Origin of the sequence: Paenibacillus sp. FSL R7-0216 (genome assembly GCF_037969915.1) — a bacterium.
Taxonomy (GTDB): domain Bacteria; phylum Bacillota; class Bacilli; order Paenibacillales; family Paenibacillaceae; genus Fontibacillus; species Fontibacillus rhizolycopersici.
On sequence record NZ_CP150222.1, the window covers coordinates 1,522,125 to 1,548,213 of the forward strand.

Annotated in this window: 27 protein-coding genes and 2 riboswitches; of the genes, 14 read left to right on the top strand and 13 right to left on the bottom strand. The window is 54.2% G+C overall.

All coding sequences use genetic code 11. From position 1 onward, the window contains the following. Positions 1–256: 256 nt before the first annotated feature. On the bottom strand, positions 257–1,342 hold the full coding sequence (locus MKZ15_RS06570) for a Xaa-Pro peptidase family protein (protein WP_213622061.1): 1,086 nt from the start codon (positions 1,340–1,342) through the stop codon (positions 257–259). Positions 1,343–1,488: 146 nt separating this feature from the next. On the opposite strand from MKZ15_RS06570, the gene MKZ15_RS06575 reads away from it, so the two are divergent. After that, positions 1,489–3,009 (top strand): MDR family MFS transporter, encoded by a 1,521-nt coding sequence (locus MKZ15_RS06575; RefSeq protein WP_272491395.1) that lies wholly within the window; start codon positions 1,489–1,491, stop codon positions 3,007–3,009. A 6-nt stretch (positions 3,010–3,015) separates the two neighbouring features. Continuing rightward, positions 3,016–3,597 (top strand): PadR family transcriptional regulator, encoded by a 582-nt coding sequence (locus tag MKZ15_RS06580; RefSeq protein ID WP_213622060.1) that lies wholly within the window; start codon positions 3,016–3,018, stop codon positions 3,595–3,597. 142 nt (positions 3,598–3,739) lie between these two features. Here the strand turns inward: MKZ15_RS06580 and MKZ15_RS06585 are convergent, their stop codons facing one another. From MKZ15_RS06585 to queC, 5 genes are all read right to left on the bottom strand, one after another. Beyond that, entirely contained in the window at positions 3,740–4,714 is a 975-nt protein-coding gene (locus MKZ15_RS06585; RefSeq protein WP_339820799.1) for a D-glycerate dehydrogenase, read from the bottom strand. Positions 4,715–4,768: 54 nt separating this feature from the next. Further along, positions 4,769–5,266: a preQ(1) synthase gene (gene queF / locus MKZ15_RS06590; protein WP_193415461.1), complete on the bottom strand. Its 498-nt coding sequence runs from the start codon at positions 5,264–5,266 to the stop codon at positions 4,769–4,771. Between the two features lie 853 nt (positions 5,267–6,119). Then, positions 6,120–6,929 carry a 7-carboxy-7-deazaguanine synthase QueE gene (gene queE / locus MKZ15_RS06595; protein ID WP_339820801.1) on the bottom strand — a complete coding sequence of 270 codons (810 nt, stop codon included), beginning with the start codon at positions 6,927–6,929 and terminating at the stop codon, positions 6,120–6,122. Continuing rightward, a complete protein-coding gene (queD, locus tag MKZ15_RS06600; protein ID WP_193415459.1) occupies positions 6,922–7,416 on the bottom strand; it encodes a 6-carboxytetrahydropterin synthase QueD in 495 nt (164 codons plus the stop codon). Before queD ends, queE begins: the two co-directional genes overlap by 8 nt. Beyond that, positions 7,413–8,081, bottom strand: a complete 669-nt coding sequence (queC, locus tag MKZ15_RS06605; RefSeq protein WP_339820804.1) for a 7-cyano-7-deazaguanine synthase QueC — start codon at positions 8,079–8,081, stop codon at positions 7,413–7,415. The genes queD and queC overlap by 4 nt, the downstream gene beginning before the upstream one ends. A 197-nt stretch (positions 8,082–8,278) precedes the next feature. Then, positions 8,279–8,322, bottom strand: a riboswitch (PreQ1 riboswitch). A 217-nt stretch (positions 8,323–8,539) separates the two neighbouring features. Here queC and MKZ15_RS06610 point away from each other — a divergent pair. Then, entirely contained in the window at positions 8,540–10,054 is a 1,515-nt protein-coding gene (locus MKZ15_RS06610) for a copper amine oxidase N-terminal domain-containing protein (RefSeq protein ID WP_155607588.1), read from the top strand. A 158-nt stretch (positions 10,055–10,212) separates the two neighbouring features. Beyond that, entirely contained in the window at positions 10,213–11,244 is a 1,032-nt protein-coding gene (locus MKZ15_RS06615) for an ABC transporter substrate-binding protein (protein ID WP_339820807.1), read from the top strand. Positions 11,245–11,327: 83 nt separating this feature from the next. Here MKZ15_RS06615 and MKZ15_RS06620 read toward each other — a convergent pair whose 3' ends face one another. Together MKZ15_RS06620 and MKZ15_RS06625 are read right to left on the bottom strand one after the other, a co-directional pair. Next, positions 11,328–11,822, bottom strand: coding sequence for a flavodoxin domain-containing protein (locus MKZ15_RS06620; protein WP_167521265.1), 495 nt, complete (start codon positions 11,820–11,822; stop codon positions 11,328–11,330). Between the two features lie 98 nt (positions 11,823–11,920). Then, positions 11,921–12,973 (bottom strand): GTP-binding protein, encoded by a 1,053-nt coding sequence (locus tag MKZ15_RS06625; RefSeq protein ID WP_339820810.1) that lies wholly within the window; start codon positions 12,971–12,973, stop codon positions 11,921–11,923. Between the two features lie 109 nt (positions 12,974–13,082). On the opposite strand from MKZ15_RS06625, the gene MKZ15_RS06630 reads away from it, so the two are divergent. Beyond that, positions 13,083–13,490, top strand: coding sequence for a NusG domain II-containing protein (locus MKZ15_RS06630; protein ID WP_193415454.1), 408 nt, complete (start codon positions 13,083–13,085; stop codon positions 13,488–13,490). Positions 13,491–13,526: 36 nt separating this feature from the next. On the opposite strand, the gene MKZ15_RS06635 is transcribed toward MKZ15_RS06630, so the two are convergent. Both MKZ15_RS06635 and MKZ15_RS06640 read right to left on the bottom strand, forming a co-directional pair. Further along, on the bottom strand, positions 13,527–14,417 hold the full coding sequence (locus MKZ15_RS06635) for a TIGR03943 family protein (RefSeq protein ID WP_339820814.1): 891 nt from the start codon (positions 14,415–14,417) through the stop codon (positions 13,527–13,529). Positions 14,418–14,474: 57 nt separating this feature from the next. Continuing rightward, positions 14,475–15,482 (bottom strand): permease, encoded by a 1,008-nt coding sequence (locus tag MKZ15_RS06640; protein WP_339820816.1) that lies wholly within the window; start codon positions 15,480–15,482, stop codon positions 14,475–14,477. A gap of 228 nt (positions 15,483–15,710) precedes the next feature. On the opposite strand from MKZ15_RS06640, the gene MKZ15_RS06645 reads away from it, so the two are divergent. The 5 genes from MKZ15_RS06645 (at position 15,711) to MKZ15_RS06665 (ending at position 19,846) form a co-directional block, all read left to right on the top strand. After that, positions 15,711–16,931: a GTP-binding protein gene (locus MKZ15_RS06645; RefSeq protein ID WP_339820818.1), complete on the top strand. Its 1,221-nt coding sequence runs from the start codon at positions 15,711–15,713 to the stop codon at positions 16,929–16,931. 25 nt (positions 16,932–16,956) lie between these two features. Then, positions 16,957–17,106: a 50S ribosomal protein L33 gene (rpmG, locus tag MKZ15_RS06650; protein ID WP_059046469.1), complete on the top strand. Its 150-nt coding sequence runs from the start codon at positions 16,957–16,959 to the stop codon at positions 17,104–17,106. Between the two features lie 77 nt (positions 17,107–17,183). Then, entirely contained in the window at positions 17,184–17,891 is a 708-nt protein-coding gene (locus MKZ15_RS06655) for a metal ABC transporter ATP-binding protein (protein ID WP_339820820.1), read from the top strand. Continuing rightward, positions 17,837–18,739 (top strand): metal ABC transporter permease, encoded by a 903-nt coding sequence (locus tag MKZ15_RS06660; protein ID WP_193415450.1) that lies wholly within the window; start codon positions 17,837–17,839, stop codon positions 18,737–18,739. The genes MKZ15_RS06655 and MKZ15_RS06660 overlap by 55 nt, the downstream gene beginning before the upstream one ends. 15 nt (positions 18,740–18,754) lie before the next feature. Next, complete coding sequence (locus MKZ15_RS06665; RefSeq protein ID WP_339820822.1) at positions 18,755–19,846, top strand: metal ABC transporter substrate-binding protein; 1,092 nt, start codon at positions 18,755–18,757, stop codon at positions 19,844–19,846. Between the two features lie 79 nt (positions 19,847–19,925). Here the strand turns inward: MKZ15_RS06665 and speD are convergent, their stop codons facing one another. Together speD and MKZ15_RS06675 are read right to left on the bottom strand one after the other, a co-directional pair. After that, complete coding sequence (gene speD, locus MKZ15_RS06670) at positions 19,926–20,753, bottom strand: adenosylmethionine decarboxylase (protein ID WP_339820825.1); 828 nt, start codon at positions 20,751–20,753, stop codon at positions 19,926–19,928. 71 nt (positions 20,754–20,824) lie between these two features. Beyond that, positions 20,825–21,130 (bottom strand): DUF2087 domain-containing protein, encoded by a 306-nt coding sequence (locus MKZ15_RS06675; protein ID WP_339820826.1) that lies wholly within the window; start codon positions 21,128–21,130, stop codon positions 20,825–20,827. A gap of 193 nt (positions 21,131–21,323) precedes the next feature. Beyond that, a riboswitch (Lysine riboswitch) is annotated at positions 21,324–21,506 on the top strand. Between the two features lie 116 nt (positions 21,507–21,622). Between MKZ15_RS06675 and MKZ15_RS06680 the strand changes: the two genes are divergently transcribed. The 3 genes from MKZ15_RS06680 (at position 21,623) to MKZ15_RS06690 (ending at position 23,994) form a co-directional block, all read left to right on the top strand. After that, positions 21,623–22,441, top strand: a complete 819-nt coding sequence (locus tag MKZ15_RS06680; RefSeq protein WP_339820828.1) for a transporter substrate-binding domain-containing protein — start codon at positions 21,623–21,625, stop codon at positions 22,439–22,441. Between the two features lie 77 nt (positions 22,442–22,518). Then, the gene (locus tag MKZ15_RS06685) at positions 22,519–23,232 is read left to right on the top strand and encodes an amino acid ABC transporter permease (protein WP_193415447.1); all 714 of its coding nucleotides are present in this window, start codon (positions 22,519–22,521) and stop codon (positions 23,230–23,232) included. Positions 23,233–23,250: 18 nt separating this feature from the next. Further along, positions 23,251–23,994: an amino acid ABC transporter ATP-binding protein gene (locus MKZ15_RS06690; protein WP_339820831.1), complete on the top strand. Its 744-nt coding sequence runs from the start codon at positions 23,251–23,253 to the stop codon at positions 23,992–23,994. A 67-nt stretch (positions 23,995–24,061) separates the two neighbouring features. Here MKZ15_RS06690 and MKZ15_RS06695 read toward each other — a convergent pair whose 3' ends face one another. After that, positions 24,062–24,739, bottom strand: a complete 678-nt coding sequence (locus tag MKZ15_RS06695; protein ID WP_339820833.1) for a LysM peptidoglycan-binding domain-containing protein — start codon at positions 24,737–24,739, stop codon at positions 24,062–24,064. A 184-nt stretch (positions 24,740–24,923) separates the two neighbouring features. On the opposite strand from MKZ15_RS06695, the gene MKZ15_RS06700 reads away from it, so the two are divergent. Then, on the top strand, positions 24,924–26,075 hold the full coding sequence (locus MKZ15_RS06700) for an MFS transporter (protein WP_339820834.1): 1,152 nt from the start codon (positions 24,924–24,926) through the stop codon (positions 26,073–26,075). The last annotated feature ends 14 nt before the right edge of the window (positions 26,076–26,089 follow it).

The following is a 26,089-nucleotide window of genomic DNA, read 5'->3' on the forward strand; positions in this document are numbered from 1 at the left end:
TCCGTTCCCCTTAAATAATGGATTTTATCGATGCATGTGACCGAACCTGGGGTTTCTCTTTTTTTAACCAATGGTTCATAAGAATCATTTTATAGGAAAAAATGTCCTTTGAAAACGGAAAAGTCGTACTTTTTTTGGTTTTCGCAATAATTTTCATGAATAATGTACTAAATCTATCGGAAAAAAAGGAAAAAAAGAACCTTGCGGCACATTCGCGACCGCAAGGTTTCTTAATGAAATAAGATGACATTCTGTGTTAGATGTAAGTTAACTGCTTGGGATATGCCGTTAGCACTTCCACGCCAATTGCGGTAACCAGAACATCATCTTCGATGCGAACTCCTCCGAGTCCTGGCACATAAACCCCCGGTTCAACGGTAAAGACGTGGCCCTCCGCCAGCAAAAATTCATTCTCCCCATGAACGGAAGGGAACTCGTGAACGTCGATCCCGAGCCCATGCCCAAGCCGGTGGATAAAATAAGGACCATAGCCGGCGGCTTCGATGACTTCGCGGGCGGCGCGATCGATGGAGGCGAAGGTGACGCCTGGCTTGATGGCGGCGATCGCCGCTTTGTTGGCGGCAAGCACAGTCTCATAAATGCGTACCAGTTCGCCGGAGAGCTCGCCGACTCCGAAGGTACGGGTGATATCCGAAGCGTAGCCGTCCGCATAAACGCCGATGTCAAACATAAGCAAATCGCCGCGTCGGATCAACCGATCGCCGGGAACCCCGTGCGGTAGGGCCGTCTTTTCACCGGACAACACCATCGAGTCAAAGGAAGGGCCGTCCGCGCCAAGCTTGCGGATTTGATACTCCACTTCGGCGACGAGTTCGCTTTCGCTCACGCCTTCCTTCACTTTCCGGAGCGATTCGCTGAGCACCTGTTCGATCAAATGTACGGCATGCTTGATTTTGCCGACCTCTCCCGAGCTTTTACGTACCCGCATATCTCGGAGCCAAGGTCCTACATCCATATATCTGGAGAACGTAAGCTTCTCCTGCATGCGCTCAAAGTTAGCCACGGATACCTGCTCTTTCTCGAAGCCGATCGTTCCAAGCGCGCCAGTCAGCCGCTGGCTAAGGAGAGCATAAGGATCATCCGTATCGCCGTGAGTGAGAATTTCCGTAAGGTCAGCCGCTTTGCGGGCCGCTTCCTCATCGAGTGCCGGGACAACTAGGAAGGGCTCGCTTCCAGCTTGGAGGACGGCGCCGAGAAAGCGTTCATGCGGATTACTCAAAAAGCCCGTTAGGTAATACACATGCTTCGGATCTGTAATTAGCAGCGTGCTAACGCCGGATTCGCGCATTTTGCGTTCTAATTCGGTCCATTTTTCATTCATTTTGAAAAAACTTCCTTTCGTTCGATCTCTTGTTTCATTATAGGACAAAGCGAAATTTTATCAAAATGTTTACTTTTTAGATATTTTCAATAAAATAGAAAGAGGTCATATATTCAAATTTGAATAAGAACGAAGGAGAGAAAATATTGGTTGCAGAAAAGAAAGATCATACGCGCCTCATCCTAGTCGGATTGATGCTCGCGATTTTAATGTCGGCGATGGACAACACGATTGTCACGACGGCGATGGGGACAATTGTTGCCGATCTCGGCGGGATGGAGCAGTTCGTTTGGGTGACTTCAGCCTACATGGTCACGGTCATGGCGGGGACGCCGATTTTCGGCAAGCTGTCGGATATGTACGGTCGGAAGCGCTTCTTCCTGTTTGGCATCGTGATGTTCCTGCTTGGATCTATACTATGCGGACTTGCCGGCAGTATTGTGCAACTCAGCATCTTCCGGGCGATCCAAGGGATCGGCGGGGGCGCGCTGATGCCGATTGCGTTTACGATCATTTATGACATCTTCCCAGTGGAGAAGCGTGGGAAAATGACCGGACTGATGGGCGCTGTATTTGGTACGTCCAGTATTTTCGGCCCGCTGCTGGGTGCCTTCATCACGGATGCGCTGAGCTGGCATTGGGTATTTTACATCAACGTGCCGATTGGGATCGTATCTCTGGTGATGATTATCATCTACTATAAGGAGTCGCTCACACACGCGAAGCAGCAGATCGACTGGGGCGGGGCGTTTACCTTGGTCGGAGCAGTGGTGTGCCTGATGTTTGCGTTGGAGCTGGGCGGTGAGAAATTCGCGTGGAATTCTGGCGTTATCCTGGGCTTGTTCGCGGGATTTGCCGTGCTCTTCGTTGCGTTCTTGCGGCTCGAAACGAAAGCGCAGGAGCCGATTATTTCATTTGATATGTTCAAAAACCGGCTTTATGCGACTAGCTGTTTGCTGGCTTTATTTTACGGGAGTGTATTTATCGTCGCTACGGTGTACATCCCGATCTTCGTGCAAGGGGTATACGGCGGTTCGGCGACCAACTCCGGCATTATTCTGATGCCGATGATGATCGGCTCGGTGATCGGAAGCATGCTGGGCGGGATGATGGCTTCCCGCATTCCTTACCGCACGGTGATGGCCTTGTCGGTCGTTTGCTTCGTCGGTGGGATTTTTGCGTTAAGCACGCTGACAAACGATACGTCTCGTTTACTGCTTACGGTATACAGTATTCTAACGGGCTTTGGCGTAGGATTCTCCTTCTCGGTGCTTAGCATGGCGTCCGTACATCATTTCGACATGCGGCAGCGTGGAGCGGCGACGTCAACGAACTCGTTCCTCCGTTCCCTGGGGATGACGCTGGGGATTACGATCTTTGGCATCGTGCAGCGCAACTTGATGTCGGGTGCGATGACGGACGCGTTTGCCGGGATGGGACAAGGCGGGGCGAATTTCGGGGATACCCGAGAGGCGCTAAGTCCGGAGAAAAGGGCGCTGATTCCCCCAGAGATTTTGGATAAAATCACCGAGGCGTTGTCCTCTTCGATCGCCCACACTTTTATGTGGGCACTGGTTCCGACTGTCTGCGCGGTCTTGGTCGTGATCGCGATGCCAAAGGACCGGATTGAGCGTGCGGCAGTCAAGCCATCGAACCAGCAGGGGTAAGCGAGCATGAAGGGTTTGGCTATCCGCCTCTGCATTCTGGGTCTGCTGCTCGAGGAAGACCAACATCCTTACGAAATGCTGATTCGCATCCGGGATCGATTCCTCGACCATCACGGCAACTTTAAAATTGGATCGCTGTATTACGCGGTCGACCAGTTAGCCAAAGAAGCATATATCGAAGCGGTGGAGACGATCCAGACCGATGGACGTCCGGACAAGAAGGTGTACCGGATTACGGACGAAGGCCGGGGGTATTTTCACAAGCTGCTGGTCGACCGTTTTAAAGAGGAAGTGTCCGGTTATCATCCGCTGCATGTCGCCTTGGTATTCGCTAGACACGGGGATCGTGACAAGATCGTTGCCTTGCTGCAGGCTCGCATTCGGGAAGCGGAACATCAGGTGAATTTAAGCTACCAGGTCTACGAAGAGCATCGCGGGATCGTTCCGCGAAGCGTGCTGCATCTGATGGCCGGCCGTTACGAGCACGCCCAAACGGAGCTTTCCTGGCTGCGCCGGCTATATGCGGATGCCAAAGCTGGGCGATTGGGCGACAGGGACCCGGCCGATTTGTTGAACGATGAAGAATAAGAAACTCCCCGAATCCCACAGGCGATTTTCGCTTACGGGATTCGGGGAGTTTCTTTAGTTTGTTCGAGGAGGAGAGGGTTCATCAGGAAGTGGTCCTGCTGGGTTAAGCCTATGAGCCTGCGATGGACTGCCTTAGGCTTGGTCAGTCAGGCCGCAGTTCCTTGACCAGACTTGGCGGTGTCCGTCCTTCAAGTGCGGCAACCAGGTTCTCAGCAGCTCGCATCGCCATCTGCCGGCGGGTCTGGTCCGTCGCTGAACCGATATGCGGCAAGGTCACGACGTTGGGCAACTTCAGCAACGGATGGTCCGGATCGATGGGCTCTTTCTCAAACACATCAAGTCCCGCACCGTAAATTTGTCCGTTCTGTAAAGCGGCGGTCATCGCCTGTTCATCAACGGTAGCCCCTCTCGAGGCGTTAACGAATACGGCCGTCGGCTTCATTAAGGCAAATTCACGCGCACCGATCAGCTTTCGCGTTTCCGGCGTGAGCGGCGTGATCAGCACGATGAAATCCGCTTCCTGCAGCAATTCGTCCAAGGAGCGATAAACGGCGCCCAGCTTGGCTTCAGCCTCAGGCTTGCGGCTGCGGTTGTGGTACAACACATCCATTCCGAAGCCAAATTGCCCCCGGTGGGCAACGGCTTCGCCGATTTCACCCATCCCGATGATACCCAGCTTCTTATGGTGGACGTCCAGGCCAAACAGGTTTTGGCCATCGCCGCGTTTCCATAGCCCGGCCTTGACGTATTTGTCCAACTCGGATATTCGGCGGGCAACGTCCAGCATTAAGGCAAAGATGAGATCGGCGACCGTGTCGTTCAGGACGGCTGACGTGTTGGTACCCATCACGCCGCGGGCCTTCATCGCATCCAGATCAAAGTTGTTGTAGCCCACGCTGATATTGCTGACGACTTTCAATTTTGGCGCATGGTCCAGCAGTTCCTGATTGATACTGCGGTCCGCGGTTAACAGGCCTTCGGCGTCGCTCAAACTGGCTAGCAGATCGGCACGGCTCATTGGCCCGTCTCCCTGCCATTTGCGGACTTCGCAATGCTCGGCAAGGTAGCTTTCGACTTCCGGGGGAATCGGCCGGGAGATAAACACTTTCGGTTTCATGATGTACTCCTCTCTCGAATGGGAAGGTCTGAATGATTCAAGCCAAGGGATTGATCAGCGGTTATCGATCTTCTCCGGATACATGTCGTGATTCATCAGGCGATGTTCAGCCATCGCTTCATATTTGGTGCCGGGACGGCCGTAGTTGCAGTAGGGATCGATGGAAATGCCGCCGCGCGGTGTGAATTTGCCCCAAACCTCGATATACTTAGGCTCCATGAGTTTGATCAGATCGTTCATGATGATGTTGACGCAGTCCTCGTGGAAATCACCATGATTGCGGAAACTGAACAAATACAGCTTGAGCGACTTGCTTTCCACCATTTTGATGTCGGGAATGTAGCTGATATAGATGGTGGCGAAGTCAGGCTGCCCGGTGATCGGGCATAGGCTGGTGAATTCCGGACAGTTGAACTTTACAAAATAATCGCGGTACGGGTGCTTATTATCAAAGCTCTCCAGTACCTCAGGCGCATAGTCAAAAGGATATTTCACACCCTGGTTGCCCAGCAGCGTGACGTCCTGCATTTCTTCGCGGTTTCTTCCGGCCATGGGAGGCCCTCCTTTTAATATATTCATTTCGTGTTTCTAGCGTCGCTTCGTGTGCTTTGCAATTAGCGCTTCCGTTCTGTGTTTAGTGCGCAAAACGTTTGATGGCTGGTTCTAACGGACCGTACAGCCCTTATTTGCCTATTTCCCGGTCATTTCCCGCTGTAACGGACTCCAGTGACCTTATTGGGTCATAATCGCAGCCGATTTGCTGCGTTTCTTTGAAATAAGGTCTCCTCAGTCCATTAGAATCTGAAAATGCCCTCGGAGCCTCAAATAACGTCTCTGGGGTCCGTTAGCCGTGAGAAGGCGGCTTGCTCGACGAACGAAGGGTTCTAACGGACCGTACAGCCCTTATTTGCCTATTTCCCGGTCATTTCCCGCTGTAACGGACTCCAGTGACCTTATTGGGTCATAATCGCAGCCGATTTGCTGCGTTTCTTTGAAATAAGGTCTCCTCAGTCCGTTAGAATCGGAAAATGCCCTTGGAGCCTCCAATAACGTCTCTGGGGTCCGTTAGCCGCGAGAAGGCGGGGCGGAAGCCAGCGTTTCCCGAGACTAAGTAGCATGAGGCTACGTGAGTGGACGGAGGTCTCGGCTGAATTTAAGATTCGCCTCCGCCACCGCCTCCTCGAACCCCTTCGTGATCCAAGGCCGATTTTTGAACTACCGCCTCAATAAAGGTTCAAAAATCGGGTTTGGAGCACCGAGAAGGTTGGATGAAGCTAGAGACGGAGTAGCGCAGCGTAGCATGAGGCTACGTGAGCAACGGAGGTCTCGGCTGAATGCAAGATTCGACGTCGCTCCGTCCACCTCGGAACCGCTTCGTGATCCAAGGCTGATTTTTGAACTATCGCTACACGCCGCGTTTGTTGCCCCAGACGAGGGCGTGCAGCTGCGGCAACACCCGAACGTCGTTCAGGTCCGGCGTGGCGACCACTTTGTCGATCAGCGCCTCATAGCGGTGCAGCAGGTCGGACGCATGTTCCTGGATGTCCATCCGCTTCACGTCCGGGTTGCCGACCTGCACGTACATCGGTACAGCGGGATATCGGCTGTGCACTTGCTTCGCATAATCCAGGTCGTTGTCATCAAACACGACGACCTTCAGGCTGACGGCGAGCGGGTGAGGCCGGGCCGACAGCTTAGCGACGATGTCGTCCAGCACATCCCAGTCGGTGTCCATGCCCGAGCTAGGCGGCTTCGGCGACAACGTCACCTGGTCGACCGCAGCCAGCCAGTCCTGCCAGCGCGAGCCTTGGGTTTCGACCGCGACGGCGATGCCTTCGGCGTGGAGCAGCTCGACCAGGCCGGCGAGCTGCGGCAGAAGGGCAGGGTTGCCGCCGGACAAGGTGACGTGGGCGAATCGGTTGCCGCCAATTTCGCGCAGCTCGCCGAGAATCTCGGCCGGGGTCAGGCGGCGGATCATGTCCTTCGCGCTACCGTCCCAGGTAAAGGCCGAGTCGCACCAAACGCAGCGGTAGTCGCAGCCGGCGGTGCGGACGAACATCGTCTTTTGCCCGATGACCATGCCTTCGCCTTGAACAGTGGGGCCGAAAATTTCCAGGACGGGGATCGGCAGCTGGCGGGTATCCTTAGTTTCTTGATCAAACACGGATAACACTGGTGCAACGAGCTGTGCAGAAGCAGAATTCTCTTTACTCATCCCGCATCCACTCCCGTCTTGCTTCGGCGTAGCTGGTCGGCGTCTCGTAGAGGCGGACGAACTCCGTCCGGCCTTCAAGCACCGGATTCCGGTAGGCTTCGGATTGCAACGCCTCCTCCATCTTCTCGAACAGCCATACCACCATATTCTCGGCGGTCGTATTCATCGGCGGCAGTGTTTCATTAATGTAACGGTGGTCCAGGTACCCTTCAATTTCGTTCTTCCAGATCTCCTTGATCGTGCCAAAATCAACAGTCATGCCGATTTCGTCCGGCCGACCGCTGATACCGAACACCACTTTGTAGGTGTGGCCGTGCAAGTTTTTGCATTTACCGTCATAAGCATGTAAATGGTGTGCCGCATCAAAAGTGAACTCCTTGCTGACCAGCACCCGGCGGCGGTGGTAACGCAGCTGGTCCCGGCCGATGTCCTGGCCCAGCTTCTGAAGTGCTTCGACGATGCGGAATTCTCCCGGTGTTCGGTTCATTTCATATCCGCCTCCTGGCGCTCCAGCAAGTATTTATCCAGTCCGGCCTTTCTCAGCTTACAGGCCGGGCATTCGCCGCAACCGTCGCCGATGACGCCGTTATAGCAGGTCAACGTCCGTTCGCGGACGAACTCGAAGGCTCCAAGCTCATCGGCCAGTTTCCAGGTCTCCGCCTTATCAATCCACATGAGAGGGGTATGAATCACAAACTCGTAATCCATAGCCAGGTTCAGCGTCACGTTCAGCGATTTGACGAACGCGTCGCGGCAATCGGGATATCCGCTGAAGTCTGTCTCGCAGACACCGGTGACGATATGCTTGGCGCCTACGCCTTTAGCCAACACGGCGGCAAAGCTAAGGAAGAGATGATTGCGGCCGTCCACAAACGTGCTGGGCAACTCGCCTTCCTGGTGCTCGATTGCGATGTCGCTTCGAGTCAAAGCATTTTGAGTTAATTGGCCGAGCAAGCTCATGTCCAGCACGGTGTGCTTGATCCCCAGCTCGGTGGTAATGGATCTCGCGCAGTCGATTTCCAACTTATGGCGTTGGCCATAGTCAAAGGTCACGGCTTCAACCTCGCCGAACTGCTGAATGGCCCAGAACAGGCAGGTGGTGCTGTCTTGACCACCGCTGAACACTACAACCGCTTTTTCATTTTTAAGCATAAAAAACCCTCCGTCTTCTTGAATAGTGAAGCGGGAAATCGTGGCTTTCCGGCTCATTGGTAGAAGAAAGAGAGTTCTTGAACTGGTCACAAAAAAACAAGCCCGTTCGACCGACAGGGCGTTCCTTAGCGCTGCGCCTCGGTGCGAATAAGCAAACGAGTATGCAGGCACGAAAGAACCCGCCAAATCTAGGCTGGGCACTTATAGTTTTTTATAGAGGGAGTTCTCGAACCTCTCCCATGCGCCCCAATGGGGGAGAGCATGGACTTCTTCTTCAATTCATAAGCGCTTGGGATTAAGGCCCCAGGCACAAAGCCCATTATAGCATATTTTGTTCGTAAAGGAAGAGAAGACAGGCGGTCACATCAACGATTTTTTAACGAAAAGAAGGAATTATTGGTTCACAAACCAGCGGAACTAACCGATAATGGAAGAGATTAACTAAAGGAGGGTATAGCATGCGAAAAATTAAATGGCTGGCCATTCCACTGGCGCTGCTACTGGTAGCGCTAACAGGATGCCAGGCGGTCGGCGGGTTTGACGTGGCCAAAGCGCTGGCAAGCAGCGTGAAGACAACGAGTAGCGAGTCGAAGCAGACGGTTACCGTCGAGGTTATTCCGGCTGCATCGGCAAAGCTGACTGCAGAAGATCAAAAAGCAATTGATCTCATTAATTCATTCTCCCTGAATATCGACAGCGCGAAGGTGCAGGATACCAAACATCTTTCGATGAAAGGCTCTGTCGGATTGAAGGGGGAGAAGATTCCATTCCTCTTCGCCATGGACGATAAGGGCATTGCGCTGCAGGTTGAAGGCGCGAAGCAGCCGTTATACATATCCCAGCAGACGGCCACCATTCCCGGCCTAGCGGATATGAGCTCTATGGAAGCCGGAGCGCAGGAGCTTTCCGTCAAACTGGCGGAATTCGTTCTGAAGCATTTCCCCAATCCTTCGGTCCTGACCGTGAAGCAAACCTCCTCGCAGGTGAACGGGGAAACGCTGAGCTTGACCAACCTTCATGCGGAAGTGCGCGGCGATGAGTTATTCGGGTTGATTAAGCCGTTTCTTGCCAGTGCGGTGAAGGATGAGCAAGGACTTAAGGATTTGATCGCGGGTTACTACGATTTGCTGACGCCGTTCCTGGGTACGCTGGAAGACCTTCCGGAGGATGCGGAACTCACGCCGGAGCTGGCGGAGGAAACGAAGAAGCAAGCCGTGGACGAATTGTACAAGGAGCTTCAGCAAGGGATTGAAGAACTGCTTGCCTCTTATGACGAAGAGGTAGCCGGTTTGTTCGCCGATACGCCGGAGCTTGCGACCGTGTTCGGGAAAGATACGGTGCTGAAGCTGGATCTTTATTTCGACGGCAAGCTGAACATCCGCAAGCAAACGATGGAATTGAACGTAGCGCTTCCGGCTTCCGAGGATCTTCCGATCTCTGGGATCAAGGTGCGTAGCGACAGTGAAATGTGGAACATCGGCGGGACGGTAACTGCGGATCAAGTGGATATGCGTGAGGGTGTCATCGACGTGATTGAAACAGAACCAACCCCGGGGCAAATATTACGCAACTTTAAGGATGTCGCGCCGCTGTACAAATTGCTCAAGGAAGACTTCCAACTGAGTCATAAACAGGTTGTACTGGATACTCAAAGCGATTACTACGGAGTCATCACGAAGAACGGTACGTCCTTCGTGCCGCTACGCTATTTGTCCGAGCAATTTGACGCTGAAGTGAAATGGACACCGGGCTCCGGCCAACTGATCGTGATCGATGACCTTACAGGCAAGGAGATCGTCCTGAAGGTCGGCTCGAAACAAGCGACGGTGGACGGCAAGGTTGTTCAGCTCAGCCAGCCCGCTTTTGTGCACAAGGACGGCTCAACCTATGTACCGTTGCGTTTCCTGACGGAAGCGCTTGGAGCAACGGTGAGCTTCGATGCGGACGGTTGGATTACGATCGTAAGAGAGTAAGCAAGTAATCTGGCAGCCGCAACATATACGGGATCTTTCCAAGCCATTTGGGTGATGGCTTGGGAAGATCCTTTATTTTTTGGGGGAAGATTTGATTATTTGACCCAGTCTATGTATAATGATAATCATTATCAATGGAAATTGGGGGAACACTACAAATGAAGGTTTACAAACACCGTTTTCTCACTTTGGCGGCGGTCTTGATGCTGACGGTCGTCCTCGCGGCGTGCGGCCAAAATGGCGGCAACTCGGCAAATGATGCGACCGCGTCGAACAACGACGCAACGGGCAATACGCAATCCGGCAACGGAGCGAACGATACCGCTGAAGGACAAGCTGCTACGAAAATCTACAAGGACTTCACCGGGCAAGAGGTGGAAATTCCAACGAATCCAGAGCGGATCGTGTCGGTTACGCACCTGGGTGACCTGCTTGCTCTGGGCGTGAAGCCGATCGGTGCCGGCTCGCTCGCATTGGAAAATTCGGTGCTGTTGAGCAAGGAGCTGGAGGGCGTAGAAAACGTCGGAGATATCTCGGTCGAGAAGGTGCTGGAGCTTCAACCTGACCTGATCATTGTGCCGACTTACACGCCGGCCGATATCGTGGAGCAATTGAAAAAAATCGCTCCGGTCGTAACGCTCGCGACAGCGGGCTGGGAAGGCATCGATCCGCTGGAGGAAGTGAAGACGGTCGGCGAGATGCTGGGTCGCGAACAGCAAGCGGAGGAATTCATAACCCGGTACAAGCAAAAAGCCGAAGACGCTAAAGCCAAGCTTAGCGAGGTCATCGGTCCGAATGAAACCGTCGGAACCTATTCGATCTGGGCAAAAAATTTCTGGGTATGGCCGAAAACCCGGGATGCCGGGTATAACCTGTATGAAATGTTTGGTCTAAAGCCACAGGAGAAGATCGAGAAAGAAGTATTCTCGACCACGGGCGCGGACATTTCCTTGGAGGTTGTTCCGGAATATGCCGCGGATCACATGTTCCTGACGGTGTATGAGCCGGATGGCGGGAAGGAACGTGCTGAAGAAGTGATGAATGGACCGGTGTGGAAAAATATCCCTGCGGTTCAAAAAAACCACGTGTATCTGCTGAACTATAAAGAGTTCTGGATGGTGGACGGACTGAATCTGGAGAAACAGCTTGATATTCTCGTGAATCTCGTCGTCAGCCAAAATCAAAAATAACAGGTTAATAAAGAGGCCGTTCCCCGCGTCAAACCATGACGTGGAGGAACGGCCTTTTTGCATCTTGCATCGGCGTTATAGTCTTACACTACCTGCCGATTGATCGCCGCTGAGAATTGCTCGACTTCATCCCAGCGGATCGCTGGAAGCGCCCGCCCTTCCTTTCGTGCTGCACGCGAGACCATTCTTGCCACGAACCGGTCGAACAGACTCATTTGTTTGAGGCTGAGTTCGCCGCCGAATCCGGCTTTGACCGTAGCGTGCTCCAGCAGGTCCGCCGGAAAGGAGGCGTCTAGGAAGTCTTCGGTTTTCTCAAAGGTTCCGCAGCAGATAAACAAGCCTAACTTCTTTCGCATGAGTTCGGTGGAATGATCGCGGCAAAATTGCCGGCAGGCCTGCTGAAGTTGACCAAAGTAAATCGATCCTCCAACGATGACGCTGTCGAACTCTGTCAGATCGGGGACGGCTTCCTGCCGTAAATTAAGGATTTCCACGGGGTCGTTGATCTTGGTTGCCAAGGTTTTGACGCACTTTTCCGTTGTGCCGTATTTTCCTGCATAAACGATGAGTGTGCTCATCACGTACCCTCCCATTCGACCGATTTCGATATCCTCTCTATTGTATCTGGAAATGTTTAGGTGATGATGCGACATCGGTCATATAAAGGCTGCAATAATCAACGGAGCATTGCCCATTCCTCGGCGATCAATGGCTCGGGAAGACGATAACCGATCAGCACGAGATACAGCGGTCCGTCATAATCCATCGCTTCCCAGTTGAACCGCTTGCCGGAATATTGCATCAGGTAGGCTGATTTCTTCAGTTGGGAGAAACGCACGTAACCTTTGGCCCGAAGCAGGCCGGGGTTCCACTTCTTGATGAAACGCTCCAGCTTGGATGCGGGGATTTGCAACGGTTCGCGGACCGGCAAACTGATGGTGTTGATGCGGCTGTAGGAGGTGGGAGCCTCCCCACCGGACGCTGAAGTGGGAGTAGCTGGTAGGTGCTGGTGCGGCTGGACGATCTGAAACGGGGAACGGCTTCCCCACGAGGAACTCCCTGCGGCAGCGGTAACCTGCGGTAAGCGGCGCGATACCGGTCGGATCGTCGAGAAGAGGGAGGCGAGTGGGATATTGGCGTTGACGGCGTAATGAACCTGGCCCTCGGCATTATATTTGCGGACCATTTCGGTGACTTTGCCGCTGTGAACCGGCGGGATGAGATCGGTCTTGTTAATGATCAGATCATCGGCGGCGGACAGCTGGCTGCGCAGCGTACGAACGAGTTGTTTGTCCGAAGCGAAGAGACTGTTATACTCCAAGGCATGTTCAGCATCGACGAGGGTGATGACACGGTGAAGGTACAGCTTGGACAGAAGACCGGGCTCGGCCAACTGTTCGACGATTTCCTCAGGGTTCGCCACCCCGGTGAGCTCCAGCAGCAACAGGTCAGGGTCCTGTTGAAGCAGACCGGTCAGGGCGGCTTGGATTTCGTCTTTTTTGGTGCAACAGATGCAGCCGTCCAGCATCTTCTCCAACGGAAATCGGGTAGAAGTGGAGCGAGAGATCAGCTCACCGTCAATATCCCTTTTTCCCAACTCGTTCATTAGAACACCAGGCTTAAGCCCACGTGCGACCGCCTCCTCCAGCAGCTTGATCAGCAGGGTCGTTTTGCCGCTGCCTAGAAAACCGCTGAGGACGACTACCGGTATTTTCATCGCCATATTCATCGGGCAAATTTCTCCTTTCGGAATGGGTCATTGACAAAGAAAAGACTAGTTTTTAAGATATACTTATTCGTAAACATTACGTTTAATGCATAGGACAGGATGGATGAATATGCTTAAAATGAAGCGGGGCGACGTTCTGCTGATCGTGTTTCTGGTATTGTTGGGTTCGGCGTGGCTCCTCCTGCGCCAGGCGTTGGAGAGCCGAGAGACGGTTGATCCGGCCACGCTTCGCGCCGAAATCAAAGTAGACGGCGAATCGTTCCGCAGCGTGCCCCTTGGCGGTGGGGAGGAGACGATCGAGATCCACAGCGAATACGGCCACAATACCTTAAAAGTTTTTGACGGGGGAATCCAAATGGTCTATGCCGATTGTCCGAAAAAAATCTCCATGCAGATGGGCTTCATCTCCCGGCCTGGGGAAACGATCATCTGCGTGCCGAACCGCGTGTACGTGGAGGTGGTTCGCAGCGGTACTCCAAGCCCGGAAGAAAACGGCGTAGATGCTTATGTCCGCTAAACTTTGTCCTCTCCTCCAGGCCTCGTTATCCGCCGGTTATTTTGCCGGTTCCGCCTCCGACAGGTTCTCCCACGCTTTCACCGAATCCTCGCTTGGGTAGACGTAGGGCGTTTGGGGCCTTGGAATTTCCCAAATACGCTCCGCCTTAACGGTAATGATCGCTTTACCCTGGCGAATTTGCGGTTCGATGACTCCTTCTACTTCAAGCCAAGTATCTTTAGCTAATCCTTCGAGCGGTTGATCAGAGGTCACTATGAGGCCAAACGGGGCCGAATCCGCGGTACAGCACAGGACGAGAAACCGCCCAAGGATCAGTTCCCCCGCGTTGCCTTGCCCGTCCTGGCGCCCCGGTTCCTGGTAAACGAATCCACTCAGCTTGACTTTTTTGCCGCGGAATTCTTCCGCAAACAATTCGATCGCCCCGATCGTTTCGGAGAAGATTTCCGGTTTCACCTCGACGACAGCCTGCGGGTAAAGCCGCTTGGCCAATTCGGCGAATTCAACGTTATAGGGGTCTGGCGCCCGGAAGAGTTCTTCTAACCGTTCAGAGGCGAGCAAGGGAGAGGTTAGGCTCATCCCTTTTTTGGCTGCCGCCGAGCTACCGAGAGCCTGATCGGGAAGCAAGGTCCCGAGTAGCAGCGGGAGCAGAAATAAGCCGTATACCGTTCCGTTCTTCCATCTGGATACGGAAAGCGGGCGCTCGCAGTCGCAGAGGGCGGAAGACGGCTGGAACAGCGCCTGGTAGGCAAGACATACCGCCATGACGGCGAGCGGAATCGGGCAGAATCGAATCAACGGCTCCATGCGGGGGCCGATATAATAATACAGGGCTCCCGACCGGGCCAGATGGGCGATGAACAGAGCCAATCCAAGCAGGATCAGCGATCTGGCCAAATAATGCCGGCGAATGAGTCGAGGATGGTTCATGCAGCTAACAATCTCCTTTCAGGTGCGATCGATCGAGATGGGGGTGTGTCTCTAAGGCTACGGATTCAGCCAAAGCGTGCCGGTTAACGCCGCCCCCGTGAACACGAGGGTAAAGATCAGGAAAGAGATGTACAGGACGAATTTCGTGCGGAACACGGAGAGCAGCATCAGCAGGTTTTTGAAATCAAGCATCGGCCCGAATACAAGAAAAGCAAGCAGCGAACCGCCGGAGAAGGTCGGCAAAAAGGCGGAAGCCACGAACGCGTCGGACGTCGAGCAAAGCGACAGCAGGAACGCGAAACCCATCATGAAGAGGTAGCTGCTGACCGGGCCGCCGCCGATATCCGCGAGCTGTTCATGGGCGACGAACGATTGGATGCCTGCGGTCAGAATGCAGCCGATCAGCAAATATTTGCCCATCTCGAACACTTCGTCCGCGGCATGTACGAACACGGCGGCCAGCTTGCCGCCCCCATGCGCGGGGGAATGGGGTTCGCTTCCCGCGTCCGCACCGGCGGACAGGACATGCTTTAAGGGATTGTCCTTCCAGGTCAGGTAGACGATCGCCCCGATGGCGGCAGCGACGGCGAAGGCCAGTCCCATCCGGGCGTACACCATCTCGGGGTACAGGCGGAAGGCCATGTAGGTCGCTCCGAACACGACCGGATTCAGGATCGGCCCGGACAAAATAAAGACGACAGCGATGTAAACGGGCATTCCTTTCTGAATCATCCGGCGGATAAGGGGAATCATCCCGCATTCGCATACCGGGAAGATCAACCCGAGCAGGCAGGCGAACAGGATGCCTGGAACGGGATGCTTCGGCATGAAGCGGCGCAGCGTGTTCTCGGAGACGAACAGATGCAGCAGCGAGGAGAGCAACGCTCCGACCAGCACGAAAGGCAGGGCCTCCAGGAAGATGCCGAGAAAGTTGATTTTGAACGTTTGCAGCTCGTCGAGCGGGACCTGCCGAATCAAGGACGGGTACATGACCGTCAGGCAGGCGAGCGCGAAAGCGGCCGGCACAAGAATCGGCAGCATCCGGGTGAGAGCATGTTTATGCATGGCAAACTCCTTATGGGCATTTTAGGTAACCAACGCAGTATCATATCTATTATTTTCCATGGTAATTCAGAACCGGGCTAATAGATTAGTCCGGATAGACGCATTTACAGTTGACAAAGCCCAACGAAGGAAGATATAGTATGGATTATTAATCGTAATAATTACGATTAAGCTAAAGATGTGACGGATGAGATGTTCGGCCTTGATCAAGAAAGGGGATGAAACCAATTGAATGAACAACCAACGCGCAAAGTTCCGGTTACGGTGCTATGCGGATATTTGGGTTCGGGTAAAACGACGTTGCTCAACCATGTCCTGAGCAATCGCCAGGGCCTGAAGGTAGCGGTGATCGTGAATGACATGAGCGAGATAAACATCGACGCGGAGTTGATCAGCGCCGGCGGAAGCCTCTCACGCACGGAGGAGAGGCTGGTGGAGTTGTCGAACGGCTGTATCTGCTGCACGCTTCGCGATGATTTGCTGAAAGAGGTTCAGATGCTGGCGGCAGAGGGGCGATTCGATTACATATTGATTGAGTCGACGGGCATCAGCGAACCGGTGCCGATCGCCCAAACGTTTACTTATGCGGATGAGGAGTCGGGAATCGATTTGACGAAGATCGCCAAGTTGGACTGCCTGGTGACGGTGGTGGACGCTTACCGGTTCTGGCATGACTTTTCCTCCGGCGATACACTCCTGGAACGCGGGCAGCAAGCGGGGGAGGGGGATACCCGCGACGTCGTCGATCTGTTGATCGACCAAATCGAGACGTGCGACATCCTGATTCTGAACAAATGCGACCTGGTTGAGGAGAAAGAGCTGATCGAGCTGGAAGGAGTTTTGCGCAAGCTGCAGCCTACCGCCAAGCTGATTCGCTCAACCATGGGTCGCGTGGAACCGCAGGAAATCCTGAATACGGGGTTGTTCGATTTCGAACAAGCCAGCCAGTCGGCCGGTTGGATCCAGGAGCTGCAGCAGGAAAGCCATACGCCGGAGACGGAGGAATACGGCATCGGTTCGTTCGTGTACCGGCGGAGACGGCCGTTCCACCCGGAGCGGTTGGCGCGATTTATGAGCGAATGGCCGGAGGAAGTGGTGCGGGCCAAAGGTTTGGCTTGGATCGCGACGGATGCGGACATGGCGGCGAATTTAAGTCAGGCAGGGCCGTCGATCCAATTTGGTCCGGCTGGTTATTGGCTGGCCTCGCTGCCCGATTGGCAGCGTGAGGAGCTCTTTGCCGAAGAGCCCGAATTGCGGCGCAGGTGGGACGAGGCTTGGGGCGACCGGATCAACGAACTGGTGTTTATCGGGATCGAAATGGACCGCTCCGGGATCGAACGGGAGCTCGACGCTTGCCTGTTAAGCGACGAAGAAATGCAATTGGACTGGGCGGCCTTCCCGAATCCGCTGCCGTGGATTTCGGCGGAAGAATCGGCCGACGCCGGATAAATGCCAAAGACAAGGAGGGGAAGACATGCGAGTAGTGGTTACGCTGGCCTGCACGGAGTGCGGAGATCGCAACTATACGACGACAAAGAATAAGAAGACGCACCCCGAGCGGCTGGAGCTGCGGAAGTATTCACCGCGGCTGCGCAAATATACGATTCATCGGGAGACGCGTTAATAAAGCCTCGAACCGTTGAGGGGCGATTTGTCGTCTTTGTTAATCGTAATAATTACGCTTTAAAGAAGAGAGGTACCATGATTTTATCAACGATGGAAAACGTCGTGTTTGGTTATAGTACAAAGCCGGTGATCGACGGAGTGTCTCTCGAAATCGGGGTTGGCGAGTTTATTGGCATTACCGGGCCGAACGGCGCGGCCAAAACGACGCTGCTTAAGCTGCTGCTTGGTCTGCTGAAACCGTGGAGCGGGAGCGTGCGAATCAACGAAGAAGCGCTGATCGACGGCCGGCTGAACGTGGGTTACGTCCCGCAGCAAGTTGCCGCGTTTAACAGCGGGTTTCCAAGCCGGGTACTGGAGCTGGTGAAGTCGGGGTGCTATCCCAAGCTCGGCCTGTTTCGGCGGTTTGGCGCGGAGGAGCGGCAGCTCGTCGAACGCAGCTTGAAGCAGGTGGGGATGTGGGAGCACCGCCACCGAAGAATTGGGGAGCTGTCGGGCGGACAAAAGCAGCGCATCTGCATCGCCCGGGCCTTGGCCGGGCAACCCCGGGTGCTGGTTCTGGACGAACCGACGACGGGCATGGACCGGCAAAGCCGGCAAGGATTTTATCGGCTGCTGCGGCATATGGCGGACCAGCATTGCCTGACGGTCATCATGGTAACTCACGGCCCGGAGGAGGCGGAGGCGTATCTGGACCGCCTGATTTCCCTGGAGCAACAGGAAAGTGAGGAATGGCAATGTTTGACTACGCATTCATGCAGCGTGCGTTTTGGGCAGGCGCTTTGATCGGAAGCATCGCTCCGGTGATCGGCGTCTACCTGATGCTGCGGCGCCAGGCGCTGCTGGCCGATACGTTGTCCCACGTCTCGCTGGCCGGCGTGGCCCTGGGAGCCGTGCTGGGGTGGAACCCGGCCGTCGCGGGCTTCGCCGCCGCCATCCTTGGCGGACTGCTGATCGAGCAGTTGCGCCAGAGCTACCGGGCATACAGCGAGATGCCGGTCGCCATCGTCATGACCTCGGGCTTGGCGCTCGCCGTCGTGCTGATGAGCTTGCGTAGCAGCCTGAGCCAAAGTTTCAGCGCGTACTTGTTCGGCTCAATCGTAGCGGTGAGCGACACCCAGCTGGCGTTGATGGCCGGCGTTGCCTTGGTTGGTGCCGCGTATTTCGCCGTGCTGCGGAGACCGCTGTACAGCCTGACCTTTGACGAAGAAACCGCCCGAATCGGCGGGGTTTCGGTGAAGTGGCTGTCGTTCTCCTTCGCGGTGTTTACCGGGATGGCAGTGGCGGCGGCGATCCCGGTCGTCGGCGTGCTGCTGGTGTCCTCGCTGATCGTCCTGCCGGCATCGCTTGCGCTGCGGCTGGCCCGCGGGTTTGCCGCAGCGATTGCCATTTCGGTCGCCGCAGGCCTAACGGGGATTTTCAGCGGGTTAACCGCTTCATATTACCTGGATATGCCGCCCGGCGGGACGATCGCGTTGATTTTGCTGCTGATTCTATTGATCGGCATCGCGGGGCAGAAGGTCCGAGGCCGGGTCGTCCGAAGGAGCGGCCGTAGCGCGAAGCGGACTGCGCGGGACACAGAGGAAAGTATGACGTTGCCGTCCAAGGACGGCGAGAGATTAACGATGGAATAAGGGAGAGAGATGAGGATGAATTTGCGAATTGCGAAACGGGCCGCCGCCGCGGTCGGCCTGAGCTTAATGCTGACGATCGCCGGTTGCGGCGGGGGCGGACAACAGGCCGGTGGAAATGCGGCTAATTCAACGAATTCCGCAGGGAATGCGGCAGGCAGCGGAGGAACGGTAAATGGGGAACATCCATTACGGATCCAAACGAGCTTTTACCCGATCTACGAATTTACGAAACAAGTCGCCGGCGATTTTGCGACGGTCGAACTGCTGGTACCCGGTGGCATGGAACCTCATGACTGGGAGCCTAGCCCCCAGGATATCCGGAAGCTGGCCGAATCCGATCTGCTGATCGTGAACGGGGCCGGGATGGAAAGTTGGCTGGAACAGGTAGAGGCATCGTCCGCCAGCGGCAAGCCGGAAATCGTAGAAGCCAGCGAGGGGATCACCTTGATGGAAGGCGGAGAAGAGGAGGAGCACGGGCAGGAAGAGGAACAGGCCGACGGAGATGAGCATGCCGCGGAGTCCGAGGCCGACTCAGGGGAAGCAGCTCACAATCACGACCATGACCACGACCACGACCACGGCGGGCTGGATCCTCATGTTTGGTTGTCTCCGGCGTTAGCGGTCCAGGAGGTCCGTCGCATCGAGGCTGCCTTGGCTCAGGCGGACCCCGAGCATGCTGCCGACTACAAGCAAAACGCGGACGCTTACGCCGACCAGCTCGAACAGCTGAATCAGGAGTTTGTCGAGGGATTGGCGAACGCCAAACGTAAGGACTTTATCACGCAGCATGCCGCATTTGGTTACTTGGCCCGGGAGTATGGGCTGACCCAGGTGCCGATTGCCGGCTTGGCCCCTGATCAGGAGCCGTCGGCAGAGCAGATGACGGAGATCGTGAAGTTCGCCAAGGAGCATCAAGTGAAGACGATTTTCTTCGAGACGCTGGTCTCTTCCAAAGTAGCCGAAACGATTGCCCGGGAAATCGGGGCGAAGACGGCCGTGCTTAACCCGATCGAAGGGCTAACGGCCGAAGACGAGACGGCTGGGGAAGACTATCTGTCGCTGATGCGCCAGAATCTCGATGCCTTGAAGGCGGCGTTAAACGAGTAAAGTAACAATACGCCCGAGATTCGCTATGAAATCACAAAGCAGCCCCAGCCGAATTGCGGCGAGGGCTGCTTTACTTCTTTTAGCTGTCCTCCAGGGATCCGGAGGCGATATTTTTGCCATAGAAGATTTCATCCATCTCGGTCACGAGCATCGCGGTAATCTTCTTCTGCTCCTCGGGGGTCAGCTCGTCCTTTGTATACCCGAACAAATAGTTGTTGAGGTCAAACTGCTTCAGCTTGCACTTCGTATGGAAAATATGCTCCGGGTACACATTGACGTCGATCATCTGATATTGCTCGATTACTTCGTCGGGAATGTAGTTCTGGATCGAACTGATGTCATGGTCGATGAACAGCTTGTGGCCGTTGATGTCCCGGGTAAATCCGCGAACCCGGTAATCGATCGTCATAATGTCCGCTTCGAAGGAGTGGATCAAGTAATTCAGCGCCTTTAACGGCGAGATCTCCCCGCAGGTCGACACGTCGATGTCGGCACGGAACGTGCTGATGCTTTCGTTCGGATCGTATTCGGGGTACGTGTGCACGGTGATATGGCTTTTGTCGAGCTGCATTACGACGGAGTCCGGCAGCGGCCCGGGCGATTCGTCAAACGACTCGGTGGGCACCTCCACTACGGGGCCTTCGGAAATCAACATGGTCACGCTGGCTCCCTGCGGAACGTAATCCTGGTTCGCGATATTCAAAATATGAGCGCCGATAATTTCGGAAACGGTGCTGAGGATTTTCGTCAGGCGGTCGGAATTGTACTGGTCGTCGATATAGGCGATATAAGCTTCGCGTTCCCCTTTGGTCCGGGTGTAGCAAACATCGTACATATTGAAGCTTAACGTTTTGGTCAGATTGTTGAACTCATGCAGCTGAATGCGCTGCTCCGGCGTCAACTTCATCAGGGAATCCCCCTTAGCATAGGTATACCCTATTGGTTATTCCCTTTTCTTCTGGAAAAAAAACGTCATGCCTAAGACAGCGCATCCCATCTGGACCATTGCTCCGGCGGGTTCAAGGTATAGACCTCCAGCTCCCGGCTCATGAACCGGTGGATGATCCATTCGCGGCGAATCGTGGCGTAATCCTCGTCAAATTGCTGGATGTACGCATTAATTTCAGGTTCGGTGTAGTTTCGTCCGTGCTCGAGACCGGAAACCAAATGCTCCAGAACGATTAATTTCTTCTTGAGCTGGGCTGGCAGGTTCTTGAGTCTCCCTGAATTTGTGAAAAAGTTGCGGAGGACGTTCTCCGGCAAAAGCGTGCGTGGGGTGGTCATATTGGTACCTCCTCATGAATTGTGAATTAGCCATAAATCTAATTAGATGATCATTTAATTAGATGATAAACGATGATCCCTTGACTGTCAAACAAGCGCTCCTTTCCTATGATTCCCACCCTATGTTAGTTTGACAGAATAGAGTTGATATTGTATCCTACAAACACAATTGAATCAGACCTCACGTTCTTCATGGTGAGGTAGAGGCGCGATATTTAACAGTTTTCGGAGGAGCTTGAGCAAGCGAAGAAGCCGGGAAGAAGGAAATGTCGCCGAAGCGGGATACAGGCTCACTGTATGCTGCTGGGTCTGCAGTTAAGAACTGCAGGACTGTCTTGGTAGATTACCCGATCTATCAAGTTGCGCTATCTCGTCGAGGGGAGAAGTGGGTGTCAGGACGGAAATGAACCCATCAAACGGCCTCGGAGTATACCCGAAGCCGTTTTTTTGTTTCTGTTATTCATCTATTATTTGCATGGAGAGTGAAGAAAAATGAGAAAAACTTGGTCTTTATCCATCCTGATGCTGCTGTCGGCAATGCTTGTCCTGGCGGGCTGCAACTCTGGCAGCAAAGACGACAATACGTTTAAAGTAGGGCTTGAAGCGGGTTATGCCCCGTTTAACTGGACGCAAAACGGTGAGGCCAACGGCGGGGTTCCGATTGACGGTAGCACGGAATACGCAGGCGGCTACGACGTGGAAATCGCCAAGAAAATCGCGGACGGCCTCGGCAAGAAGCTGGTCATCGTGAAGACGGAATGGAATGGTCTGGTTCCGGCGCTGACGTCCGGCAAGATCGACGCCATTATCGCGGGGATGTCTCCGACGGCGGAACGCAAGGAATCGATAGATTTCTCGGATAACTACTATAAATCGAACCTCGTTATGGTGGTGAAGAAAGGGGGCTCCTATGAGGGAGCTACCTCGATCCAGGATTTCAGCGGCGCGAAAATCACGGCTCAGTTGAATACATTCCATTACTCGGTTATCGACCAAATTAACGGAGTCAATAAGCAACCGGCCATGGACGATTTCCCAGCGATGCGCGTCGCCCTGGAATCGGGGGCCATTGACGGTTACGTCTCGGAGCTTCCGGAAGGCGTCAGCGCCGCGGCAGCTAACGAGAATTTCGCTTATGTTGAATTCACGGAAGGCTTCACCACCTCGGATGATGACACTGCTATCGCCGTTGGATTGGAGAAAGGCAGCGACCTGACGGAGAAAATTAATGAGATCCTGGCTGGCATCTCCGAAGACGAGCGGGCCGCAATCATGAACGACGCCATCAAGAATCAACCTGCAGCGAACTAAATAAAGCACGGTGATCATAAAGCCGGCTGCAGCGGGACTGCAGTCGGTTTTATGGTGATCTTGCGGGAGGAAACAAAATGACTTACGAGTGGATTATTCGAATCGTCTCCGACAACTGGCCCATGTTCCTGCGCGGAGCGGCGGTAACTTTATATATCTCTTTGATCGGCACGATGGTCGGCGCGGCGATTGGCCTCCTGGCCGGCGTGATCCGCACGGTTCCGCTGCCGGAGCGCGGCTTCAAACGGCTGCTGTTCAAGATCGTAAACGGTTTGCTCACCGTGTACATCGAATGCTTCCGGGGCACGCCGATGATCGTCCAGGCCATGGCGATTTTCTACGGGTCGTCCCTGCTGTTCAACTATGATATGGACCGGACGTTCGCGGCGATTTTTATCGTCTCGATCAATACGGGGGCCTATATGGCCGAAATCGTCCGGGGCGGCGTTTATTCGGTAGACAAAGGGCAGTTCGAAGCCGCTCATGCGATCGGGATGACCCATTGGCAGACGATGCGGAACGTGGTGCTGCCGCAGGTCATCCGCCATATTTTGCCGGCAACGGGCAATCAGTTTATCATCAACATCAAAGATACCTCGGTTTTGAACGTCATTTCCGTATCGGAACTGTTCTTTATGACCAAATCGATCGCCGGCAACAACTTCCGGTTCTTCGAATCGTTTTTTGTTGCAAGTATTTTGTATTTGGTCATGACGTTGACCGTAACGAAGATATTACAGCGTATCGAGAAAAGGCTGGACGGCCCCGAAAGCTATACGCTGCAGCGCTAGCAGAAAGCAGGAGTGAAGATGGAAAAGGTCATCGAAATTCGGCATTTGAGCAAATTTTTCGGCGCTAACGAGGTGCTCAAAGATATCAATCTGTCGGTCAGTAAAGGGGAGGTCGTTAGCATCATCGGCTCCTCCGGCTCCGGCAAGTCGACGCTGCTCCGGTGCATTAATCTGCTGGAGAAGCCCAGCGGCGGGGAGATTATTTACAACGGCAACAACATCCTCGATGATTCGCATAAGGTCTCGTCGTACCGCCGGCATTTAGGAATGGTCTTTCAGCAGTTCAACCTGTTCAACAATCATGATGCGCTCAGCAACTGCGTCGTGGGACAAGTTAAGGTGCTGAAGCGCTCCAAGGAAGAGGCGACCGAGACCGCGATGAAATATTTGCGGAACGTGGGGATGGAGCAATACATTCATGCGAAGCCAAAGCAGCTCTCCGGCGGGCAAAAGCAGCGGGTGGCCATCGCCCGCGCTTTATCCATGGACCCGGACGTGCTGCTGTTCGACGAGCCGACCTCGGCGCTGGATCCCGAGATGGTGGGCGAGGTGCTCAAGGTCATGAAGGAATTGGCTTATTCGGGGCTCACCATGATCGTCGTGACCCATGAGATGGAATTCGCCAGAGAGGTGTCGGACCGCGTCGTGTTTATGGATCAAGGCGTTATTGCCGAAGAGGGGACGCCGGAACAGATCTTCAATGATCCGAAACAGGAGCGAACGAGAGAGTTCTTGAAGCGGACGTTAAATCGAGAAGGATAAATATACGGGAAAGGCGGAACCTGGATGAATATTTGGGCTCCGCCTTTTTTGCCCTGATTTCTCTACCTCAGGCTTGGGGTGTCTGTTCCCTATAATTGAAGGAATGCCACACCCCAAAATTATCTTTGACGGTGATCGTGCGTCTCCCGCCCATGGAGGCATCCTGGTAGTAAGGGTAACGCCGTCCAGCGGTGAAGTGACCGCGGAAAGCGCCGGCAAACGTCACCGGCGCGACCTCGAACCGAATTTCGCGGGGGGTCACACTAGTGACACGGGTTGTCTGTGTGGACGATCCATAGTTGCTTTCATGGGTTTGCTGTACGTTGTTATCCGCTTTTAGCATATTAATGTCGCTTTGCATTGCGGTGATCGTTTCCCGCAGGCCGGTCACGTCGGGAGCGCCGCCAAACTGCGGGATGCAGAGCCGTTGTCCCACCCGTAGCGAGTTCGGGTCTACTCCCGGGTTCGCTTCCAGGATACTGGCGACGCTGACGCCGTAATCTTGAGCGATCTGATACAACGTATCGCCGCGCTCAATGATCCGGGAGACATGATTCGGCGGGCAGGAGGGAATGCAGATGACCTGGCCGATTTGCAGGTTGTTTGGGTCAAGTCCAGGATTCGTGGTAAGGATACGCATCACGCTGGATTCCAGTCGAAAGGCAATCAAGTTCAGCGTGTCTCCGGGCTGAACGGTATAAGGATAGTGCTCTGCGGGGCATTGCCGGTAATTATAATTAAACAATGGAACGTTCCCCTTTCGTGTAGGCGGTTTTCCTATACCGTATGCGGCGCCTGGGCGTCGGTTACCGGAATCTCCGTTTTGGACGAGCCTAGGTTTAGGACTTAGGGTTAGTGTATAGTAAAATGGAGTGCCGCTAACTCAAGGTGCGGCTCTTCCGCCATAGAAGGGAATGGATGAAAGTCTCATGTTCAAGCTACGTTTATTCAATTTCAGTTATTTTTCACTGTTCGCGATCTTTCTGTCCTTCCTTCCGGTGTATCTGTCCAATCTCGGACTTCCCGAGACGGAGATCGGACTGATGATCGGGACGGGCGGGTTCATCGGGTTATTCTCCCAGCCGTTTTGGGGCGTGGTCAGCGACCGGAAAAAATCGATCACCCAGATCCTACTGCTGACGCTGGCGATCTCGGCCGTCGTCGGTTTTGTGTTGTTTCGGGCGGTTTCTCCCTGGGCGCTCGTTCCCTTGGTCGGCTTGATGTATTTCTTCTTTATGCCAACCGACTCGCTGGTGGAAAGCTTGAACTTTCAATCCGCGTTAAGACGGAAGGTGAACTATGGTTCGATTAAGATGTTCGGAGCGCTCGGGTATGCGACGGCTTCGTTTGCCATCGGTCAATTGACGGATTGGACGGGGCCATCCGGCTTTGCCTGGGTATTTCTTGGATACGGCGTGACCACCTGGCTCATCGGATTTACGCTGGAGGATGTGGAGGCAAGCACGAAACCATTGAAACTTGGCGAGCTCAAAGCTTTTTTGGGACAACGATCGACGGTATTCTTCCTGTTGCTGATCTTCCTACTAGCGCTGCCGCATCGCATCAACGACACGTATATCGGGATTTATATCCGGGATTTGGGCGGGAGTTTTTCGCTTGTCGGAACAACCTGGTTTGTCATGACGATGGTGGAGTTTTTAGGTTTCGCCGTGGTTCACCGGTTTCTTAAACGGGGAAACGAGTTGAAGCTGATTGCTTTGGCAGGCGTGTTTTACGTGCTGCGTTTCGGGTTGACTGCCATCGCGGATCAGGCAGGGATGATTGTTTTGCTGCAACTGCTTCAAGGGGTGACCTTCGTGTTTTTTTATACCGCGGCGATGCAGCAATTGTATTCGATCGTGCCGGAGGCCTGGCGTGCTACCGGACAGACGATTTTGGCGATTGTGTTCTTTGGGATTTCGGGGATTGTCGCTTCGTTTGCGGGCGGGTTCGTCTTTGACCATTGGGGAGGCCGTGCCCTTTATTGGATTATGACCGGACTGTCGCTAACCGGCTGTCTGTATAGTTTTATACTGATGAGAAGAGGGCACCGAGAGGCGTCCGCACTTCAAGACCAATAAATAGGAGGCGATGA

Excerpts from the sequence above, each read along its gene's own strand:
- MKZ15_RS06570 (WP_213622061.1), bottom strand. The coding sequence starts at position 1,342 with ATGAATGAAAAATGGACCGAATTAGAACGCAAAATGCGCGAATCCGGC.
- MKZ15_RS06580 (WP_213622060.1), top strand. The coding sequence starts at position 3,016 with ATGAAGGGTTTGGCTATCCGCCTCTGCATTCTGGGTCTGCTGCTCGAG.
- MKZ15_RS06585 (WP_339820799.1), bottom strand. The coding sequence starts at position 4,714 with ATGAAACCGAAAGTGTTTATCTCCCGGCCGATTCCCCCGGAAGTCGAA.
- queF (WP_193415461.1), bottom strand. The coding sequence starts at position 5,266 with ATGGCCGGAAGAAACCGCGAAGAAATGCAGGACGTCACGCTGCTGGGC.
- queE (WP_339820801.1), bottom strand. The coding sequence starts at position 6,929 with ATGAGTAAAGAGAATTCTGCTTCTGCACAGCTCGTTGCACCAGTGTTA.
- queD (WP_193415459.1), bottom strand. The coding sequence starts at position 7,416 with ATGAACCGAACACCGGGAGAATTCCGCATCGTCGAAGCACTTCAGAAG.
- queC (WP_339820804.1), bottom strand. The coding sequence starts at position 8,081 with ATGCTTAAAAATGAAAAAGCGGTTGTAGTGTTCAGCGGTGGTCAAGAC.
- MKZ15_RS06610 (WP_155607588.1), top strand. The coding sequence starts at position 8,540 with ATGCGAAAAATTAAATGGCTGGCCATTCCACTGGCGCTGCTACTGGTA.
- MKZ15_RS06615 (WP_339820807.1), top strand. The coding sequence starts at position 10,213 with ATGAAGGTTTACAAACACCGTTTTCTCACTTTGGCGGCGGTCTTGATG.
- MKZ15_RS06620 (WP_167521265.1), bottom strand. The coding sequence starts at position 11,822 with ATGAGCACACTCATCGTTTATGCAGGAAAATACGGCACAACGGAAAAG.
- MKZ15_RS06625 (WP_339820810.1), bottom strand. The coding sequence starts at position 12,973 with ATGAATATGGCGATGAAAATACCGGTAGTCGTCCTCAGCGGTTTTCTA.
- MKZ15_RS06630 (WP_193415454.1), top strand. The coding sequence starts at position 13,083 with ATGCTTAAAATGAAGCGGGGCGACGTTCTGCTGATCGTGTTTCTGGTA.
- MKZ15_RS06635 (WP_339820814.1), bottom strand. The coding sequence starts at position 14,417 with ATGAACCATCCTCGACTCATTCGCCGGCATTATTTGGCCAGATCGCTG.
- MKZ15_RS06640 (WP_339820816.1), bottom strand. The coding sequence starts at position 15,482 with ATGCATAAACATGCTCTCACCCGGATGCTGCCGATTCTTGTGCCGGCC.
- rpmG (WP_059046469.1), top strand. The coding sequence starts at position 16,957 with ATGCGAGTAGTGGTTACGCTGGCCTGCACGGAGTGCGGAGATCGCAAC.
- MKZ15_RS06655 (WP_339820820.1), top strand. The coding sequence starts at position 17,184 with ATGATTTTATCAACGATGGAAAACGTCGTGTTTGGTTATAGTACAAAG.
- MKZ15_RS06660 (WP_193415450.1), top strand. The coding sequence starts at position 17,837 with ATGGCAATGTTTGACTACGCATTCATGCAGCGTGCGTTTTGGGCAGGC.
- MKZ15_RS06665 (WP_339820822.1), top strand. The coding sequence starts at position 18,755 with ATGAATTTGCGAATTGCGAAACGGGCCGCCGCCGCGGTCGGCCTGAGC.
- speD (WP_339820825.1), bottom strand. The coding sequence starts at position 20,753 with ATGAAGTTGACGCCGGAGCAGCGCATTCAGCTGCATGAGTTCAACAAT.
- MKZ15_RS06675 (WP_339820826.1), bottom strand. The coding sequence starts at position 21,130 with ATGACCACCCCACGCACGCTTTTGCCGGAGAACGTCCTCCGCAACTTT.
- MKZ15_RS06680 (WP_339820828.1), top strand. The coding sequence starts at position 21,623 with ATGAGAAAAACTTGGTCTTTATCCATCCTGATGCTGCTGTCGGCAATG.
- MKZ15_RS06685 (WP_193415447.1), top strand. The coding sequence starts at position 22,519 with ATGACTTACGAGTGGATTATTCGAATCGTCTCCGACAACTGGCCCATG.
- MKZ15_RS06690 (WP_339820831.1), top strand. The coding sequence starts at position 23,251 with ATGGAAAAGGTCATCGAAATTCGGCATTTGAGCAAATTTTTCGGCGCT.
- MKZ15_RS06700 (WP_339820834.1), top strand. The coding sequence starts at position 24,924 with ATGTTCAAGCTACGTTTATTCAATTTCAGTTATTTTTCACTGTTCGCG.